Origin of the sequence: Limnohabitans sp. TEGF004 (genome assembly GCF_027924965.1) — a bacterium.
Lineage (GTDB): Bacteria > Pseudomonadota > Gammaproteobacteria > Burkholderiales > Burkholderiaceae_C > Limnohabitans.
Genome location: NZ_AP027056.1, coordinates 1,976,691 through 1,992,743, shown reverse-complemented (window position 1 = coordinate 1,992,743; position 16,053 = coordinate 1,976,691). Strand labels below are relative to the sequence as shown.

Genomic DNA, 16,053 nt, shown 5'->3' with positions numbered 1-16,053 from the left:
CCCGTTTATGAGCCTCGCTTTTCCCTTGATGTCTCGCTTGCGCCAGTTCAATGCGCTGACCAAACCGCGTGTGATTCAACTCATTGTGTTTTGTGCCCTGATCGGCATGGTGTTGGCTGTGCCTGGTGTGCCGTCTTGGCCCGAGATGCAATTGGCGTTGTGGGCATGTTTGGGCATTTGGTTTGTGGCTGGAGCCGCAGCCGCGTTCAATTGCTTGGTGGAGAAAGGCATTGATTCACGCATGAAACGCACGGCCTGGCGACCCACTGCCAAAGGCGAGTTGAGTGACCGCGAAACCTTGCTTTTTTCCACGCTCATGTGCGCGGTAGGTTCGCTGATTTTGTATGTGTGGGTGAACCCACTCACCATGTGGCTGACGTTCGCTACCTTTGTGGGCTATGCGGTGGTTTACACCGTGATCTTGAAGCCTTTGACACCGCAAAACATTGTGATTGGTGGTGCATCTGGTGCAATGCCACCTGTACTCGGCTGGGCTGCGATGTCGGGTGAGGTGAGCCCAGAGGCCTTGATTTTGTTCCTCATTATTTTCTTGTGGACCCCGCCACACTTTTGGGCTTTGGCCTTGTATCGCGTGGAAGACTATCGCAAAGCAGGGCTGCCTATGTTGCCTGTGACGCACGGCAATGAGTTCACGCGTTTGCAAATTTTGCTCTACACCTTTGTGTTGTTTGCCGCCTGCTTGATGCCCTTTGTGTATCGCATGAGTGGCTGGCTGTATTTGGTCAGCGCTGTGATTTTGAGCCTTGGCTTTTGTGGTTACGCGTGGGCGTTGTGGCGCAACTACTCGGACGAGTTGTCACGTAAAACCTTCCGTTTTTCATTGATTCACCTCAGCCTGCTGTTTGCAGCGCTTTTGATTGACCATTACCTCTGATGCTGACACACACACGCCGATATTTCTTGTCTGCCTTGGCTGTGCTTGCCTTGGCGGCGTGCAGCCCTGACAAGCCAAAGTTCAATGCCATTGACATCACGGGCGCTGACTACGCCAAGGGCTTCACTCTGACCGACCACAACGGCCAAAGTCGCAGCCTTTCTGATTTCAAAGGCAAAGTGGTTGTGCTGTTTTTTGGTTACACGCAATGCCCCGATGTGTGCCCTACCTCAATGCTGGAGCTGGCTGAAGTCAAGCGCTTGATGGGTGCTGATGGCGACAAACTTCAAGGTGTGTTTGTCACGGTAGACCCTGTGCGTGACACCGCTGAGTTGCTCAAGGCCTACATGGCCAACTTCGATCCCACGTTTGTGGCGTTCATTCCCACGCCTGAGCAATTGGCGGTGGTCGCCAAGGACTACAAGATTTATTACAAAAAGGTGGAGGGGCAAACGCCCACCAGTTACACCATGGACCACTCTGCTGGTAGCTATGTGTATGACACGCAAGGTAACTTGCGTCTTTACAGCCGCTATGGTGTAGGCCCCCAAGTGTTGGCGCAAGACATCCAGACCTTGCTCAAAACAACACCCTGATTTCCCCTTGCTACGATTCGTGCGTGTTGGCTTTCTTGACCAAGAAGTCGATGCAAGTTTTGATCGCACGGGTGCGATGACGCGATGGCAGGTAAAGCAGATACATGTTTGTGCCAAAGATGCTCAGGCGGTGATCATCTAGGCTGGTCACTACTTCGCCATTGGCAATCACATCGGCCACCATGTAGTCGGGCATCAAGCCAATGCCCAAGCCGCCCAGAATGACTTCTTTCAAAAACGGGTAGTGGTCTGAAATCAGGGTGGGCGTCAGCATCACCTCTTGGCGCTCTTCCCCTCGGTACGCACGCAACGACAGTTGGCGCCCCACCACGTTAGCGGTGATGATGGGTTGTGTGCGCAGTTGCGACAGCTCGGTGGGCATGCCGTGTTGTTGGGCAAATGCCTTTGACGCACAGGCCAAGTAACGCACCGTGCCCATGTCTTTGGCCACCATGGTTTCTGGGGGTTGGGGCAGCACGCGAATGGCAATGTCTACGTCGTCACGCAAGTTGTCGATTCGGTTCTCAAACACCACATCTAGCACCACGCCGGGGTAGAGCTTTTTGAACTCAACCAACCAAGGCGTCATCACGATGTGGCCATAGCCACTGGGCACGCTGATACCCACACGACCCTGCAGGCCTTGGCCCAAGTTGGTGACGGTTTCGTGGGCGCTGGCCATTTCGTTGCGAATGGCGCGCCCGTGTTCGCACAGCCGCCAGCCCAGTTCGGTGGGTTCCATGCGTCGGCTGGTGCGTCGTATCAGCTCGGCACCCATGGTTTTTTCAAGCTGGCGCAGGTGGTAGCTCACATTGGCGCGGGTCATCTTCAGCTTGCTGGCGGCCTTGCTGAGATTGCCCGCGTCAATGATGTCGACCAAAAGCGTGAGAGAGGCGAAATCGACGGTCATTAGTAAATATTCTTTGACATAGCGTCAATAAAGTTTGATATTGTCAAGAAATATTATCTGCCAAACTAGCGTATCAAAGACAAAAACAATGAGGAGACTCCGTTTGACTACCCATTCTGAAACGACCGTTGTTCGCACAGCCAAAGATGGCGACTTGCTGGTCGTCACGATTGACCACCCTCCCGTCAATGCCATCAGCGTGGATGTGCGCCGTGGTTTGATGGCTGCGATGGACGAGGCCGAAGCGGATGACGGTGTCAAAGGCTTGCTGCTGTTGGGCGCGGGCCGAGCATTCATTGCGGGGGCGGATATTCGTGAGTTTGGTCGCCCGCCCATGCATCCCATCTTGCCCGAGGTATGTAATCGAATCGAAGCGTGCACCAAGCCTGTGGTGGCTGTTATTCACGGCCCCGCATTGGGTGGTGGTTTAGAAGTGGCCATGGCCGCTCACTACCGTTTGGCTATGCCCGATGCCAAGCTGGGTTTGCCTGAAGTTCAACTGGGTTTGCTGCCAGGCTCAGGCGGTACGCAACGCGCACCTCGCTTGATGGGCGTGGAAGCCGCAGTGGAGTTGATGCTCAGTGGCCGACACATGAAAGCCCAAGAAGCTGTGGACTGCAAACTGGTTGACCAGTTGGGCGAAGGTGCGGATGTGCTGCAAGCGGGCCTGAGCTTTGCACGCGCGTTGCTGGCCGACGGTGCGCCTGTTCGACGCACGCGCGATTTGGATGCGTTCAAAGTGGGATACGACCATCAGTTGGAAGTGCTCGCAAAAATCCAAAAAGATGTCGAAAAGAAATCGCGTGGTTTGTTCTCGCCACTCAAGGTGATTGAGGCGGTGCGTGCAGGCCTACAAATGCCGTTTGACGACGCACTGACCAACGAGCGCCAATTGTTTTTGCAATGCATTGACAGCCCACAGCGTGCAGGTTTGATTCATGCCTTCTTTGCAGAGCGTGAAGTGGTGAAAGTGCCAGAAGTGAAAAGCGTAGCCCCTCGTCCAGTGGCGAGTGTGGGGGTGATTGGTGGCGGCACGATGGGTGCGGGCATCGCGGTGTCGGTGTTGGATGCAGGTTTGCCTGTGACCATGATTGAGCGCGACGACGAAGCTGTGGCCAGAGGCCGACACAACGTCGAGAAGGTCTACAACGGCTTGATCACCAAGGGTCGCATGACCGAGCAAGCCAAATCGCAAGTGATGGCGCGTTTCAGCACCAGCACACACTACGACGCTTTGGCGCAAACCGATTTGGTGATTGAAGCGGTGTTTGAAGAAATGTCGGTCAAGAAGGCTGTGTTTGCAGAGCTTGACCGCGTGTGCAAACCCAATGCGGTGATTGCGACCAACACCTCGTATTTGGACATCAATGAAATCGCTGGCAGTATTTCGCGCCCGCAAGATGTGATTGGCCTGCACTTTTTCTCACCCGCCAACATCATGAAGTTGCTTGAAATCGTGGTGCCAGAAAAGGTGAGCGCAGACGTGGTGGCCACGGCGTTTAGTTTGGCCACGCAACTCAAGAAAGTACCGGTGCGTGCGGGTGTGTGCGATGGCTTCATTGGTAACCGCATCTTGGCGGTGTACCGCGCTGCGGCAGACCACATGATGGAAGACGGCTGCTCACCCTATGAGATTGATGCAGCCATGCGCGAGTTTGGTTACCCCATGGGGCCATTCCAAGTGTCAGATTTGGCAGGCGGTGATATTGGCTGGGCCACGCGCAAACGACGTGCCGCCACGCGCGACCCGAAGGCACGTTATGTGCAAATTGCCGATCGCATTTGCGAGCGAGGCTGGTTTGGTCAGAAAACGGGGCGCGGTTATTACCTCTACCCCGAAGGCTCACGCACAGGTGTGCCAGACCCCGAGGTGCTGCACATCATTGATGCTGAGCGTGTGCGCGCCAACATCCAACCGCGTGCGTTGACGCCAGAGTTGATTGTTCGCAAATACATGGCGGCCATGGTCAACGAGGGCGCGAATGTGGTGCACCAAGGCATTGCGCTGCGTCCCTTGGATGTAGACGTCACGTTTGTGCATGGCTACGGGTTCCCGCGTTATCGCGGTGGCCCTATGAAGTACGCCGACATGGTGGGCTTAGAAAAAATCTTGGCAGACATTCATGAGTTTGCCAAGCAAGACCCCTTGTTTTGGCAAGCATCGCCATTGCTGGTGCAGTTGGTGAAAGACGGCAAAAACTTTGACAGCTTGAACCGCTGATCAGACATTACTTGAAGGATTTGTATGCGTGAAGCGGTCATTGTTTCCACGGCTCGTACACCACTGACGAAGTCGCACCGTGGTGAGTTCAACGCCATCTCTGGTGCAGAGTTGGCTTCGCATGCAGTGAAAGCCGCTGTGCAACGATCTGGTGTTGAGGCCCAGTTGATTGAAGATGTGATTCTGGGCTGCGGTTATCCAGAGGGACGCACGGGCCGCAACGTGGCACGCGCCAGTGTGCTGCGTGCGGGTTTGCCTTTGCAAATTGCAGGTGCCACCGTGAGCCGTTTCTGCGCATCGGGTTTGCAAGCCATTGCCACGGCAGCCGGGCGCATCGTGGTGGACGGTGCACCCGTGATGGTGGCCGGTGGCTTAGAAAGCATTTCAGGTTTGCGCCGAGGCCCCGGAACCTCGGTGGACGATGGCATTGACCCTTGGATGACGCAGCACAAGCCTGACTTGTATTTGCCCATGATTGAGACCGCAGACATTGTGGCCAAGCGCTACAACATCAGCCGCGAAGACCAAGACCATTTCTCAGTCGAGAGCCAACGCAAAACAGCAGAGGCACAGGCAGCCGGTCGTTACAAGGAAGAAATCATTTCCGTCACCACCACCATGGCCGTGACCAACAAAGACACCAAAGAAGTGTCTTACCAAGAAGTGACGGTCGACCACGACACGAGCAACCGTCCAGGTACCAGCTATGAGTCGTTGGCTAAGTTGCCGCCCGTGCGTGGTGAAGGGCAATTCATCACAGCGGGCAATGCATCGCAACTGTCAGATGGTGCATCTGCCTGCGTGATGATGGATGCGAAGCTGGCTTCGCAATTGGGCTTGCAGCCCTTGGGCGCATTTCGTGGCATGGCGCTGGCCGGCTGTGAACCTGACGAGATGGGCATTGGCCCCGTGTTTGCCGTGCCAAAGCTGTTGGCACGTCATGGCTTGACGGTGGACGACATTGATTTGTGGGAACTCAACGAAGCCTTTGCCTCGCAATCCATTTACTGCCAAAAGACCTTGGGTATTCCAGATGAACGGCTGAATGTGAATGGCGGCGCGATTTCTTTAGGTCATCCGTTTGGCATGACGGGCGCACGTTTGGCGGGGCACATTTTGTTAGAAGGCAAGCGTCGTAAAGCCAAGTGGGGCGTGGTCACCATGTGTATCGCGGGTGGCATGGGCGCTGCTGGCTTGTTCGAAATATTCTGACCAAGGGACTGACATGAATTTGAACTTTACCCCTCAAGAAGAAGCGTTCCGCGAAGAAGTGCGTGCCTTTTTGGCACAGAACCTGTCGCCTGCGTTGTCTGCCAAAGTGGCTGCGGGCCAACATTTGTCTAAGGCCGAGATGGAGGGCTGGCACGCCAAGCTCCATGCGCGTGGTTGGTTGGCCAACCATTGGCCCGAAGAGTGGGGCGGCCCAGGTTGGCATGCTGTTGAGAAATTCATTTTTGAAAACGAATGCGCTTTGGCGCATGCACCGCGCATCGTGCCGTTTGGTGTGAGCATGCTCGGGCCGGTGTTGATGAAATACGGTAGCGAAGCGCAAAAAGCACATTGGCTGCCACGCATCTTGGATGGTTCGGACTGGTGGTGCCAAGGCTACTCTGAGCCAGGATCGGGTTCTGATTTGGCGTCGGTCAAAACATCCGCGGTGCGTGATGGCGATCACTACATCGTCAATGGCCAAAAGACATGGACCACGCTGGGTCAATACGCCAATATGATTTTTTGCCTCGTGCGCACAGACCGCGAAGCCAAGTCGCAATCGGGCATTAGCTTTTTGCTGGTGGACATGACATCGCCCGGTATCGAAATACGCCCCATCATCACCTTGGATGGCGCGCATGAAGTGAACGAAGTGTTTTTCACCGACGTCAAAGTGCCAGTGGCTAACTTGGTGGGTGAGGAAAACAAAGGCTGGACGTACGCCAAATATTTGCTCACCTACGAGCGCACCAATATTGCAGGTGTGGGCTTCTCCGTGGCGGGCTTAGAAAAGTTGAAGCTGGTGGCCGACCGCGTGCATTGCAATGGCAAGCCTTTGTCGCAAGACCCCTTGTTTGCTGCACGCATGGCCAAGGTGGAGATTGACCTCGAGAACATGAAGACCACCAACATGCGCGTCATTGCGGCAGTGGCGGGTGGGGGGGCGCCAGGCGCTGAAAGCTCGATGCTAAAAATTCGAGGTACAGAGATTCGCCAAGAAATTTTGTCGTTGACGCGTCGTGCCATGGGGCCTTATGCCGCACCTTATTTGCAAGACGTGTCCGATGCTGAATCACCTTTGGGTGATGAGGCTTCAGCGAAGGCTGCATCGTCTTATTTCAACAACCGCAAGTTGTCGATCTTTGGTGGTTCGAATGAGATTCAGAAAAACATCATTTCCAAAATGATCTTGGGCCTTTGATGGCTGGCTGCGTGTGAAAGGAATAACAAAATGAATTTTGAACATACCGAAGATCGCCGCATGCTGATGGACAGCCTGAACCGTTTTGTGTCAGAGCAATACGGCGCAGACGTACGCACCCAGATTGCCTATGGCGCTGAAGGGCACAGCCCCAAGTTGTACGCACAGCTGGCCGAGTTGGGAACCATCGGCGCGTTATTTCCAGAAGAGGTGGGCGGCTTTGCGGGCGCAGGCTTTGACATCAGTGTGGTGTTTGAATGCTTGGGCCGAGGCATCGTGCCCGAACCCTTGTTGGGCGCTTTGTTGGTGGGGCGTGCCTTGATGCTGGCGGGCAGTGATGCCCAAAAAGAACAGCTGCAGAGTTTGATGGACGGCACAGCCATTGCCGCTTTGGCGCATGACGAACCAGGCGCGCACCATGAGTTGAACCATGTGGCCACCACCGCCAAACGTGAGGGCACGCATTGGGTGCTCAACGGTGTGAAGGGCTTGGTGAGTTTTGGGGAGAAGGCCGATTGCTTGTTGGTGTCTGCGCGCACCTCGGGTGAGACTGGCAGTGAAGCAGGCATCAGCTTGTTCCTCGTGTCGGGTCAGACGGCTGGCATCTCACGCCGATCGTTCAACCGCATTGATGGCGGCCGTGCTTCGGAGTTGGTGTTTGATCATGTTCAAGTACCTGCCGATGCATTGGTGGGATCAGAGGGCGCAGGCTATGCAGTGCTTGAACGTGTGCGCGGCTATGCATTGCTCGCCTTGTGCGCCGAAGCCTTGGGCGCTATGGATGTGGCCAAAGACCAAACCTTGGAATACCTGCGCACACGCAAACAGTTTGGAGCGCCCATTGGTAGCTTTCAGGCTTTACAGCACCGCATGGTCGATGTGCTGCTGGAGGTGGAGCAAGCGCGTTCGGCCGTTATCAATGCAGCGGCCGCCATTGATGAGGATGGTCGCGTGATGCGAGAGAAAGCTTTATCTGCTGCGAAGTACAGCATTGGTCGCATTGGCACGCTGGTGGCAGAGGAAAGCATTCAGTTGCACGGCGGCATTGGCATGACTTGGGAATTACCCCTGTCCCACTATGCCAAGCGATTGGTGATGATTGACCATGAGTTTGGTGACGAGGACCATCACTTGGCGCGTTTCATCGCTTTGAGCCAAACACACTGAGTTAGGAAATCCATGTCGCAAGTTTTAGTCACCCGTCGCGAAGGCGCTGTTTTGGTTTTATCCAATAACAACGTGGCTGCTCGCAATGCCTTGAGCTTTGAGTTCTACACCGCTGTGACCGATGCGTTGCGTGATGCAGCCAGTGACTCATCGGTGGGGGCCATCGTGCTCACAGGCGAGGGCGGCCACTTTTGTTCTGGCGGGGACTTGCGTCAATTGGCCAAACGTCGTGAGTTGCCTCTGCAGGAGCGTCGTGTGCGACTTGAAGGCTTGCATGATTTGATTCGTGCAGTGCGTGATTGCCCCAAGCCGGTGGTTGCAGCCGTAGAAGGTGCAGCCGCAGGAGCAGGGCTTTCGTTGGCCATGGCATGCGACATGTTGGTGGTTGCCAAAGATGCGAAGTTCACCGTGGCCTATGTGAAGGTGGGCCTCACGCCTGATGGTGGTGCAACCGCTTTCTTGGCTGAGTTTGTGTCTCGTCAAGTCTTGACCGAGTTGTGTTTGACCGGTGCCCCCCTCAGTGGTGAGCAGATGCACGCCTTGGGTGCTGTCAATCGACTGGTGGAGTCTGGCCAGGCCCTGGCAGCGGCTACGGCTTTGGCGACTGACATTTCAAAAGGTCCACAAAAGGCGATGAGCCGCATCAAAAACTTGTGCCGCCACGCCATGCGTAATTCTTTAGAAGATCAGCTTGAGCTCGAAGCGCAGTCCATGGTCGAGGCCATGGGTGGCGATGAGGCTTTGGAAGGTATCAACGCCTTTCTGAATAAGCGATCACCCAACTACACCCCATTACGTCAGGTCAGCGAATGAGCACATCTACTTCACATCCAGAACACGATTTGCCTTTAGCGGGCATTCGTGTGCTGGATCTCTCGCGTGTGTTTGCTGGCCCCATGTGTGGCATGGTCTTGGGTGACTTTGGTGCGGAGGTGATCAAGGTAGAGCACCCAGGTCGCGGCGACGATACGCGCGATTGGGGTATTCGCATTGGCAAGACCGAGACGACTTACTACAACAGCATGAACCGCAACAAGCGGTCCATCACTGTGGATCTTCAATCCCCCGAAGGTTTGAAAATCATCCATGCCTTGCTGCCGCAGTGCGATGTGGTGATTCACAACTTCAAAACAGGCGGGGCTGAAAAACTTGGCATTGGTTACGAGCAGCTCAAAGCCATCAAGCCCGATTTGATTTACTGCGCAGTAGCCGGTTACGACACCAGTGGCCCCGAAGCGCGTCGACCCGGCTACGACTTAGTGATTCAAGCCGAGGCTGGCTTAATGGCCCTCAATGGCGATGCGCATATGCCACCCTTGAAGTTTGGCGTAGCTGTGGTCGATTTGATGACGGGCATGTATTCGGCTCAAGCAATTTTGGCGGCACTGTTGCGTCGTGAACGTCGTGGTGTAGGCCAACTCATTGAGATGGCCTTGTATGACTGCGGTTTGTCTGTCTCGGGCTATTACGGCTTAGATGCCTTGCATCTCGGGCGCGACCCTGAGCGCTATGGCAACGCGCATCCCTCGATCGTGCCCTATGGCATGTACGAAGCAGCAGATGGCCCGCTGATCATTGCTGTGGGCAACAACGCGCAGTTCGATAAGTTTTGTCGCCAAGTCATCTTGCGTCCAGACATCGTGGAGAACCCGCTGTTTGCCACCAACGTCGAGCGGGCCAAAAACCGCAAAGAGTTGGGGCCCATGCTCAAAGCCTTGATTCAGTCGTTCCCGCGAGAGGTGTTGTTAGAGCGCCTGACGGCAGCTGGTATTCCCTGCGGCAAAGTGGCTGGCTTGCATGAGGCACTGACAAGCGAGCGTTCACGCCGTGGCCGCATGGTGCAAGACATGCCGCATCCAGAGGTGGGCACCACGCCCGTGTTTGCACCACCTTACCGTTTGGATGGCCAACGCTTGCCGATACGCAGCGCGCCACCCACCTTGGGTGAAGGTACACGCGCTGTGCTGCAAGAGCTTTTGGCGATGAGCGATGGTCAGCTTGAGGCCTTGCAGGCCGCAGGCGTATTGACGCTGCCAAACACCTGATGAACCCATTTTTTGGAGATGCCTATGTTTTCTAAACACTCGATGAGTTGCATGTTTCGCTGGGTCTTGATGGGGGCTCTGTTAAGTGGGCATGCCATTGGTGTGCAGGCGCAGCAGGGCAGTGCGCCTGATAAAACCATCAAACTGGTGGTGCCATTTCCAGCAGGTGGACCTACAGACACCGCCTCTCGCATCGTGGGCCAACGCTTGGCGGAACGCCTCAAACAAACCGTGGTGGTAGAAAACCGTGCGGGTGCATCGGGTGCGATTGCAGCCGCACAAGTAGCCAAAAGCACACCAGACGGCAACACCTTGATGATGTTGGCCACACCCACCATGCTGGCGCCTCACTTCAACAAAGCAGCAGGCTATGACACCACCAAAGATTTCATGCCTGTGGCCACTGTGTATGACTTACCCATCGTCATTGTGGTCAACACCACACTTTTGCCAGACGTGACCGACTTGGCCAAGCTCATCGCGCACGCCAAAGCGCAACCGAAGCCCATGAACTACACAAGCTCAGGCGTGGGCAGTTTTGGCCACCTGAGTATGGAGTTGTTGCAACAGTTGGCGGGGTTTGAAATGCAACACGTGCCCTACAAAGGCGGCGTGCCCGCCATCACCGACACGATTGGTGGCGTGGTGCCCGTGATGTATTCAGACTTGGTGGCTGCGCTGCCACACATCAAGTCGGGCAAGCTGCGAGCGATTGCCATTGGTTCACCCCAACGCGTGAGCGTGGTACCCGATGTGAAGACCATTTCTGAGCAAGGCATCAAGGGCTATGACGCGGTGTCATGGGGCGGTTTGCTGGTTGTCAAAGGCACACCCAAAGCTGTCGTGGATAAATTGGCCAGTGAGATACAAGCCATCTTGTCTGAGAAGGAAGTGCAAGACCGATTACGCGATGCCGGTTGCATTGCCAACTTTGAGGGGCCCGTTCAAATGGGTCAACGTGTTCAGAATGACTACGCCAAATGGGGGCGGGTGATTCGAGATAGAAGTGTTTCAAACGATTGATAAATAAATAACAGGAGACAAAAATGATGAATCAAAAATCACGCCGCCAAGTCGTGGCCACAGCTGCAGTTGCCTTGATGGCTTTGTGTGTTGGCACGCAAGCACAAGCACAGGCTTATCCCAATAAACCCATCAAGCTGATCGTGCCTTATGCACCAGGTGGTGCTACTGACATCATTGCGCGCACATTGGCTGAAAAATTGGCTGACCGTTTGGGACAGCCCGTGTTGATCGACAACCGTGCAGGCGCTGGTGGTGTCACAGGTACGGATGCCGCAGCGAAGGCAACACCTGATGGCTATACCTTTTTGGTGACTCTGGGTACCACCGTGCTCATCAATCAGTTCTTGTATGAAAAGCTGCCCTACAACCCAGGTCGTGATTTCTCACTCGTTTCGCAACTGGCATTGGCCCCTGTCACGTTGTTGGTGAACCCCAACTCTGGCATCAACAGCGCCAGTGATTTGAGGGCGCATATTCAGAAAAACCCAAGCAAGTTGTCTTATGGCTCTTGGGGTATGGGCTCATACGCACACTTGGCGGGTGCTTACCTGAGCCAAAGCATGTCAGCGGACATGACCCATGCGGCCTACAAAGGCGAGGCGCCCATGTTGCAAGACTTGGTGGGCGGTCAGATCGACTTTGCCTTTGCCAGCGCGCAAACGGCCAAGCCCTACATTGATGGTGGCAAGTTGCGCTCCATCGCCGTGACGGGTGAGCAACGCATGAGCGTGTTGCCAAACGTCCCCACCATGCGTGAACAAGGCTTCAAAGACGACATCTTCCGTGTGACCGGTTGGATTGCCATGGCAGCCCCTGCCAAGACCCCCAATGATGTGATGCAACGTGTGTCTGCTGAAGTGCGTGCCATCGTCGCGTTGCCTGAAACACAAGATCGCATCAACAAGATGGGCTTCATCCCTGTGGGCAACACGCCCGAGCAGTTTGCTGCTGTGTATAAAAGCGAGTTCCCAGTCTGGGAGCGTGTGGTGAAGATGTCTGGCGCTAAGCTGGATTGATAATTCATTTCTGAAATTTTTTGAGCAAAGAAACCATCCAATGAGTGCTGCTAGTTTTTCTTGGGAAGACCCTTTCCAACTTGATTCTCAATTGACGGACGACGAACGTCAGGTCAAAGAAGCTGCGGCTTCTTATTGCCAAGAACGTTTAGCCCCGCGTGTCTTAGAGGCTTTCCGTCACGAAAAAATGGACGCCACCATTTTTAGAGAAATGGGTGAGTTGGGCCTCTTGGGCGCCACGATTCCTGAGGCATACGGTGGCGCAGGCTTGAACTACGTGTGCTATGGCCTCGTGGCGCGTGAGGTCGAACGCGTGGACTCGGGCTATCGCTCAATGATGAGCGTGCAATCGTCTTTGGTGATGGTGCCCATCAACGAGTTTGGCTCTGAAGCGCAAAAGCAAAAGTACTTGCCCAAGCTCGCCACAGGCGAGTGGATTGGTTGCTTTGGTTTGACCGAGCCCAACTATGGTTCAGACCCCGGCAGCATGATCACGCGTGCCAAAAAGGTAGCGGGCGGTTACTCGCTTTCAGGCGCCAAGATGTGGATCACCAACAGCCCCATTGCTGATGTATTTGTCGTTTGGGCCAAGGATGACTCAGGCGCGATTCGTGGCTTTATTTTGGAAAAAGGCTGGAAGGGCCTGAGTGCCCCAGCCATTCACGGCAAGGTGGGTTTGCGTGCTTCCATCACAGGCGAAATCGTGATGGACGAGGTGTTTGTGCCAGAAGAAAACGCCTTCCCTGATGTGCGTGGGCTTAAGGGACCGTTCACGTGTTTGAATAGTGCGCGTTATGGCATTGCGTGGGGCGCATTGGGCGCGGCTGAAGACTGCTTCCACCGTTCACGTCAATACGTGATGGACCGTCAACAGTTTGGCCGCCCCTTGGCTGCCAACCAACTGATTCAAAAGAAGTTGGCCGACATGATGACTGAGATTTCATTGGGCTTGCAAGGCTGCTTGCGCTTGGGCCGTATGAAAGACGAGGGCACGGCTTCGGTAGACATCACCTCCATCCTCAAGCGCAACAGCTGCGGCAAGGCTTTGGACATTGCACGCATGGCCCGCGACATGATGGGCGGCAATGGAATTTCAGATGAGTTTGGCGTGGCTCGCCACTTGGTGAACTTGGAGGTGGTCAACACCTACGAGGGCACACACGATGTGCATGCGCTGATCTTGGGACGTGCCATCACGGGCATCCCAGCATTCAGCAATTAAGACCACTTATCGTGAAGTCTTGACGTTCAAGCAAAAGGGCCGCCATGCAAAACATGGCGGCCCTTTTGATTTAGCTTGTCTGGCCCTATCAAGGCCTTGGCGCTTTACGCGTATTCAGCCAAAGCAGCTTTCATCTTCTTCATGGCAGCGACTTCGATTTGGCGAATGCGCTCAGCGCTCACACCGTATTCAGCGGCCAAGTCGTGCAGCGTCATGCCACCCGAGCCGTTGTCTTGTACTTTGAGCCAACGCTCTTCCACGATGCGGCGGCTGCGCTCATCGAGCACGTTCAGCGCAGCGGCGATGCCGTCAGATGCCAATACATCGCGCTGGTGCGCCGCCATCATGGCGGTGGGCTCGTGGTTGGTGTCGGTCAAGTAGGCGATGGGGCCAAAGGCTTCGTCGCTGTCTTCGTTGGGGCTAGGGTCGAGCAACACATCGCCGCCGGACATGCGCATTTCCATCTCAAGCACTTCTTCTGGCTTGACATTGAGCTTGGTCGCCACCGCATTCACCTCGTGTGGGTTGAGCGTGTTGCGGTGAGTGTTGTCGAGCGCATCAGACTTGAAGCCTTGCTTCATCGAGCGCAGGTTGAAAAACAATTTGCGCTGTGCTTTGGTGGTGGCCACTTTGACCATGCGCCAGTTTTTCAAGATGTATTCATGAATCTCGGCCTTGATCCAGTGCATGGCGTAGCTCACCAAACGTACGCCTTGGTCAGGGTCGAAGCGTTTGACGGCTTTCATCAAACCGATGTTGCCTTCTTGGATTAGGTCTGCGTGGGGCAGGCCGTAACCCAAGTATTGGCGTGACACCGAGACCACCAAACGCAGGTGCGAGAGCACCAGCTTTCCAGCGGCTTCGAGGTCGTTGTTGTCTTTGAGTTGACGGGCAAACTCTTGCTCTTGCTCAAGCGTGAGCATGGGCAAGCGGTTGGCAGCTGTGATGTAGGCATCAAGGTTGCCCAGCGACGGCACCAAACCCCAAGGGTTGGTGATGGCGTGTGACTGTTGGGTGATTGCGGTCATTGAATTAGTCCTTTCGGATAACTAAAACGTATATTAGCACTCATGTGGTTCGAGTGCTAAACCTTGCGAATTTTAGGGGTTTACCCGCGAATTGAGAAGGTGTTGAGATACTGTGCTTTTTAACATATACTGAATTTAATCACAGTATTTAAGGAGCCTGTTATGCCCCCCATGACCTTGGAGCGAATTGCCGTTCAGTGCTGCAAGAGCTGCGCGCATGTGCTCAATTCCGATTCATCTGAAACCCAGCTGCGTTGCGGCTTGGGCTATTACATACAACCGCCGCTCACACGCAAGCAAGGCCGCATGGACAGCTATCCCGTGGTGGAGGCTCATGAGCGTTGTGGTCGCTGGTGCGAGAGCCTTAAAGGGGTGTTGAAGCGCGATTGACCGAGGATGGGCCAGAGTTATTTACCTAGCCCAACAGGGCGTCAGCAAACTCTTGTGCGCTGAAGGTTTCGAGGTCTTCCACGGCTTCACCAACGCCAATGAAATAAACAGGCACGACCGAGCCACCCGCAGCAGCACGGCTTTGTCCCCACAGCGCAATGGCAGCCAACACGCCACCTTTGGCTGTGCCGTCGAGCTTGGTGACGATCAGGCCGGTTAAACCCAGCGTTTCATCAAATGCCTTCACTTGGGCGAGCGCGTTTTGGCCGGTGTTGCCGTCAATCACCAGCAATACTTCGTGTGGTCCAGTTGGCTCGGCCTTTTGCACCACGCGTTTGATCTTCTTCAACTCTTCCATCAGGTGCAGCTGCGTTGGCAGACGGCCTGCAGTGTCGACCAACACCACGTCTTTGCCGCGTGCGCGGCCTGCGGTGACGGCATCAAAGCTCACAGACGCAGGGTCGCCGCCTTCTTGGCTGACGATCTCTACCGTGTTGCGGGTGGCCCAAACAGCGAGCTGCTCGCGGGCGGCTGCGCGGAAGGTGTCTGCCGCGGCCAGCAGCACCGAAGCACCGCTGTCGCTCAAATGGCGGGTGAGCTTGCCAATCGATGTGGTTTTACCCGCGCCGTTCACGCCAGCCACCATGATGATGGTCGGTTTGTGTGCGCCGATGGTGAGCGGTTTTTCCAAAGGCTTGAGCAGCTCGGCAATGGATGCGGCCAGCAAAGCTTTGACGGCCGAGGGCTCGGTGGTGGAGGTGTCTTTGACGCGTTGCTTCAAGTCTTTCAGCAAATACTCGGTGGCTTGCACGCCGGCATCTGCCATGAGAAGGGCGGTTTCGAGCTCTTCATACAGGTCGTCATCAATCTTCGTGCCTGTGAACACGGTACTGATGCTTTGGCCCGTGCGGCGCAGGCCATTGCCTAAGCGTGCCATCCAGCTGGCGCGGGGGCGCTCGGCAGGCATCACAGTCGCTGTCGCTGTTACTGACGTGCTTGATGTCGCTTCAGACGCGGCGGCGTGAGCGGACGTGTTCGCAGGAGAAACGGCAGCGTTGCCGTTGTTTGCCGTCTCAGTAGCAGGCTGACCAGTGATTTTTTTCTTGAAGAAGCTAAACATGTGT

General features: G+C 55.2%; 15 protein-coding genes. 12 read left to right on the top strand and 3 right to left on the bottom strand.

Going from position 1 to position 16,053, the window contains the following annotated elements; all coding sequences use genetic code 11:
• The first annotated feature begins 7 nt into the window (after positions 1 to 7).
• Entirely contained in the window at positions 8 to 895 is an 888-nt protein-coding gene (gene cyoE / locus LINBF2_RS09625) for a heme o synthase (protein ID WP_281888453.1), read from the top strand.
• Positions 895 to 1,491, top strand: coding sequence for an SCO family protein (locus tag LINBF2_RS09620; protein ID WP_281888451.1), 597 nt, complete (start codon positions 895 to 897; stop codon positions 1,489 to 1,491). The genes cyoE and LINBF2_RS09620 overlap by 1 nt, the downstream gene beginning before the upstream one ends.
• Positions 1,492 to 1,501: 10 nt before the next feature.
• On the opposite strand, the gene LINBF2_RS09615 is transcribed toward LINBF2_RS09620, so the two are convergent.
• Entirely contained in the window at positions 1,502 to 2,401 is a 900-nt protein-coding gene (locus tag LINBF2_RS09615) for a LysR family transcriptional regulator (RefSeq protein ID WP_104801799.1), read from the bottom strand.
• A 103-nt stretch (positions 2,402 to 2,504) separates the two neighbouring features.
• On the opposite strand from LINBF2_RS09615, the gene LINBF2_RS09610 reads away from it, so the two are divergent.
• The 9 genes from LINBF2_RS09610 to LINBF2_RS09570 are packed head-to-tail and all read left to right on the top strand — an operon-like array spanning position 2,505 to position 13,511.
• Positions 2,505 to 4,622, top strand: coding sequence for a 3-hydroxyacyl-CoA dehydrogenase NAD-binding domain-containing protein (locus tag LINBF2_RS09610; RefSeq protein ID WP_236658043.1), 2,118 nt, complete (start codon positions 2,505 to 2,507; stop codon positions 4,620 to 4,622).
• 24 nt (positions 4,623 to 4,646) lie between these two features.
• The gene (locus LINBF2_RS09605) at positions 4,647 to 5,834 is read left to right on the top strand and encodes an acetyl-CoA C-acyltransferase (RefSeq protein WP_104801797.1); all 1,188 of its coding nucleotides are present in this window, start codon (positions 4,647 to 4,649) and stop codon (positions 5,832 to 5,834) included.
• Positions 5,835 to 5,847: 13 nt separating this feature from the next.
• The gene (locus LINBF2_RS09600; protein WP_104801796.1) at positions 5,848 to 7,035 is read left to right on the top strand and encodes an acyl-CoA dehydrogenase family protein; all 1,188 of its coding nucleotides are present in this window, start codon (positions 5,848 to 5,850) and stop codon (positions 7,033 to 7,035) included.
• Between the two features lie 30 nt (positions 7,036 to 7,065).
• Positions 7,066 to 8,202: an acyl-CoA dehydrogenase family protein gene (locus LINBF2_RS09595; protein WP_281888447.1), complete on the top strand. Its 1,137-nt coding sequence runs from the start codon at positions 7,066 to 7,068 to the stop codon at positions 8,200 to 8,202.
• A gap of 12 nt (positions 8,203 to 8,214) precedes the next feature.
• Positions 8,215 to 9,015, top strand: a complete 801-nt coding sequence (locus LINBF2_RS09590) for an enoyl-CoA hydratase (protein ID WP_104801794.1) — start codon at positions 8,215 to 8,217, stop codon at positions 9,013 to 9,015.
• On the top strand, positions 9,012 to 10,247 hold the full coding sequence (locus LINBF2_RS09585) for a CoA transferase (RefSeq protein WP_281888444.1): 1,236 nt from the start codon (positions 9,012 to 9,014) through the stop codon (positions 10,245 to 10,247). Before LINBF2_RS09590 ends, LINBF2_RS09585 begins: the two co-directional genes overlap by 4 nt.
• A 24-nt stretch (positions 10,248 to 10,271) precedes the next feature.
• Positions 10,272 to 11,270: a tripartite tricarboxylate transporter substrate binding protein gene (locus LINBF2_RS09580; RefSeq protein ID WP_281888442.1), complete on the top strand. Its 999-nt coding sequence runs from the start codon at positions 10,272 to 10,274 to the stop codon at positions 11,268 to 11,270.
• Positions 11,271 to 11,293: 23 nt separating this feature from the next.
• A complete protein-coding gene (locus LINBF2_RS09575; RefSeq protein ID WP_104801791.1) occupies positions 11,294 to 12,289 on the top strand; it encodes a tripartite tricarboxylate transporter substrate binding protein in 996 nt (331 codons plus the stop codon).
• Between the two features lie 40 nt (positions 12,290 to 12,329).
• A complete protein-coding gene (locus tag LINBF2_RS09570) occupies positions 12,330 to 13,511 on the top strand; it encodes an acyl-CoA dehydrogenase (RefSeq protein ID WP_104801790.1) in 1,182 nt (393 codons plus the stop codon).
• 104 nt (positions 13,512 to 13,615) lie between these two features.
• Here LINBF2_RS09570 and rpoH read toward each other — a convergent pair whose 3' ends face one another.
• Entirely contained in the window at positions 13,616 to 14,539 is a 924-nt protein-coding gene (gene rpoH / locus LINBF2_RS09565) for an RNA polymerase sigma factor RpoH (RefSeq protein ID WP_104801789.1), read from the bottom strand.
• A gap of 162 nt (positions 14,540 to 14,701) precedes the next feature.
• On the opposite strand from rpoH, the gene LINBF2_RS09560 reads away from it, so the two are divergent.
• The gene (locus LINBF2_RS09560) at positions 14,702 to 14,929 is read left to right on the top strand and encodes a hypothetical protein (protein ID WP_281888439.1); all 228 of its coding nucleotides are present in this window, start codon (positions 14,702 to 14,704) and stop codon (positions 14,927 to 14,929) included.
• 25 nt (positions 14,930 to 14,954) lie between these two features.
• Here LINBF2_RS09560 and ftsY read toward each other — a convergent pair whose 3' ends face one another.
• Entirely contained in the window at positions 14,955 to 16,049 is a 1,095-nt protein-coding gene (gene ftsY, locus LINBF2_RS09555) for a signal recognition particle-docking protein FtsY (protein WP_281888437.1), read from the bottom strand.
• Between the last annotated feature and the right edge of the window lie 4 nt (positions 16,050 to 16,053).

Excerpts from the sequence above, each read along its gene's own strand:
- cyoE (WP_281888453.1), top strand. The coding sequence starts at position 8 with ATGAGCCTCGCTTTTCCCTTGATGTCTCGCTTGCGCCAGTTCAATGCG.
- LINBF2_RS09620 (WP_281888451.1), top strand. The coding sequence starts at position 895 with ATGCTGACACACACACGCCGATATTTCTTGTCTGCCTTGGCTGTGCTT.
- LINBF2_RS09615 (WP_104801799.1), bottom strand. The coding sequence starts at position 2,401 with ATGACCGTCGATTTCGCCTCTCTCACGCTTTTGGTCGACATCATTGAC.
- LINBF2_RS09605 (WP_104801797.1), top strand. The coding sequence starts at position 4,647 with ATGCGTGAAGCGGTCATTGTTTCCACGGCTCGTACACCACTGACGAAG.
- LINBF2_RS09600 (WP_104801796.1), top strand. The coding sequence starts at position 5,848 with ATGAATTTGAACTTTACCCCTCAAGAAGAAGCGTTCCGCGAAGAAGTG.
- LINBF2_RS09595 (WP_281888447.1), top strand. The coding sequence starts at position 7,066 with ATGAATTTTGAACATACCGAAGATCGCCGCATGCTGATGGACAGCCTG.
- LINBF2_RS09590 (WP_104801794.1), top strand. The coding sequence starts at position 8,215 with ATGTCGCAAGTTTTAGTCACCCGTCGCGAAGGCGCTGTTTTGGTTTTA.
- LINBF2_RS09585 (WP_281888444.1), top strand. The coding sequence starts at position 9,012 with ATGAGCACATCTACTTCACATCCAGAACACGATTTGCCTTTAGCGGGC.
- LINBF2_RS09580 (WP_281888442.1), top strand. The coding sequence starts at position 10,272 with ATGTTTTCTAAACACTCGATGAGTTGCATGTTTCGCTGGGTCTTGATG.
- LINBF2_RS09575 (WP_104801791.1), top strand. The coding sequence starts at position 11,294 with ATGATGAATCAAAAATCACGCCGCCAAGTCGTGGCCACAGCTGCAGTT.
- LINBF2_RS09570 (WP_104801790.1), top strand. The coding sequence starts at position 12,330 with ATGAGTGCTGCTAGTTTTTCTTGGGAAGACCCTTTCCAACTTGATTCT.
- rpoH (WP_104801789.1), bottom strand. The coding sequence starts at position 14,539 with ATGACCGCAATCACCCAACAGTCACACGCCATCACCAACCCTTGGGGT.
- LINBF2_RS09560 (WP_281888439.1), top strand. The coding sequence starts at position 14,702 with ATGCCCCCCATGACCTTGGAGCGAATTGCCGTTCAGTGCTGCAAGAGC.
- ftsY (WP_281888437.1), bottom strand. The coding sequence starts at position 16,049 with ATGTTTAGCTTCTTCAAGAAAAAAATCACTGGTCAGCCTGCTACTGAG.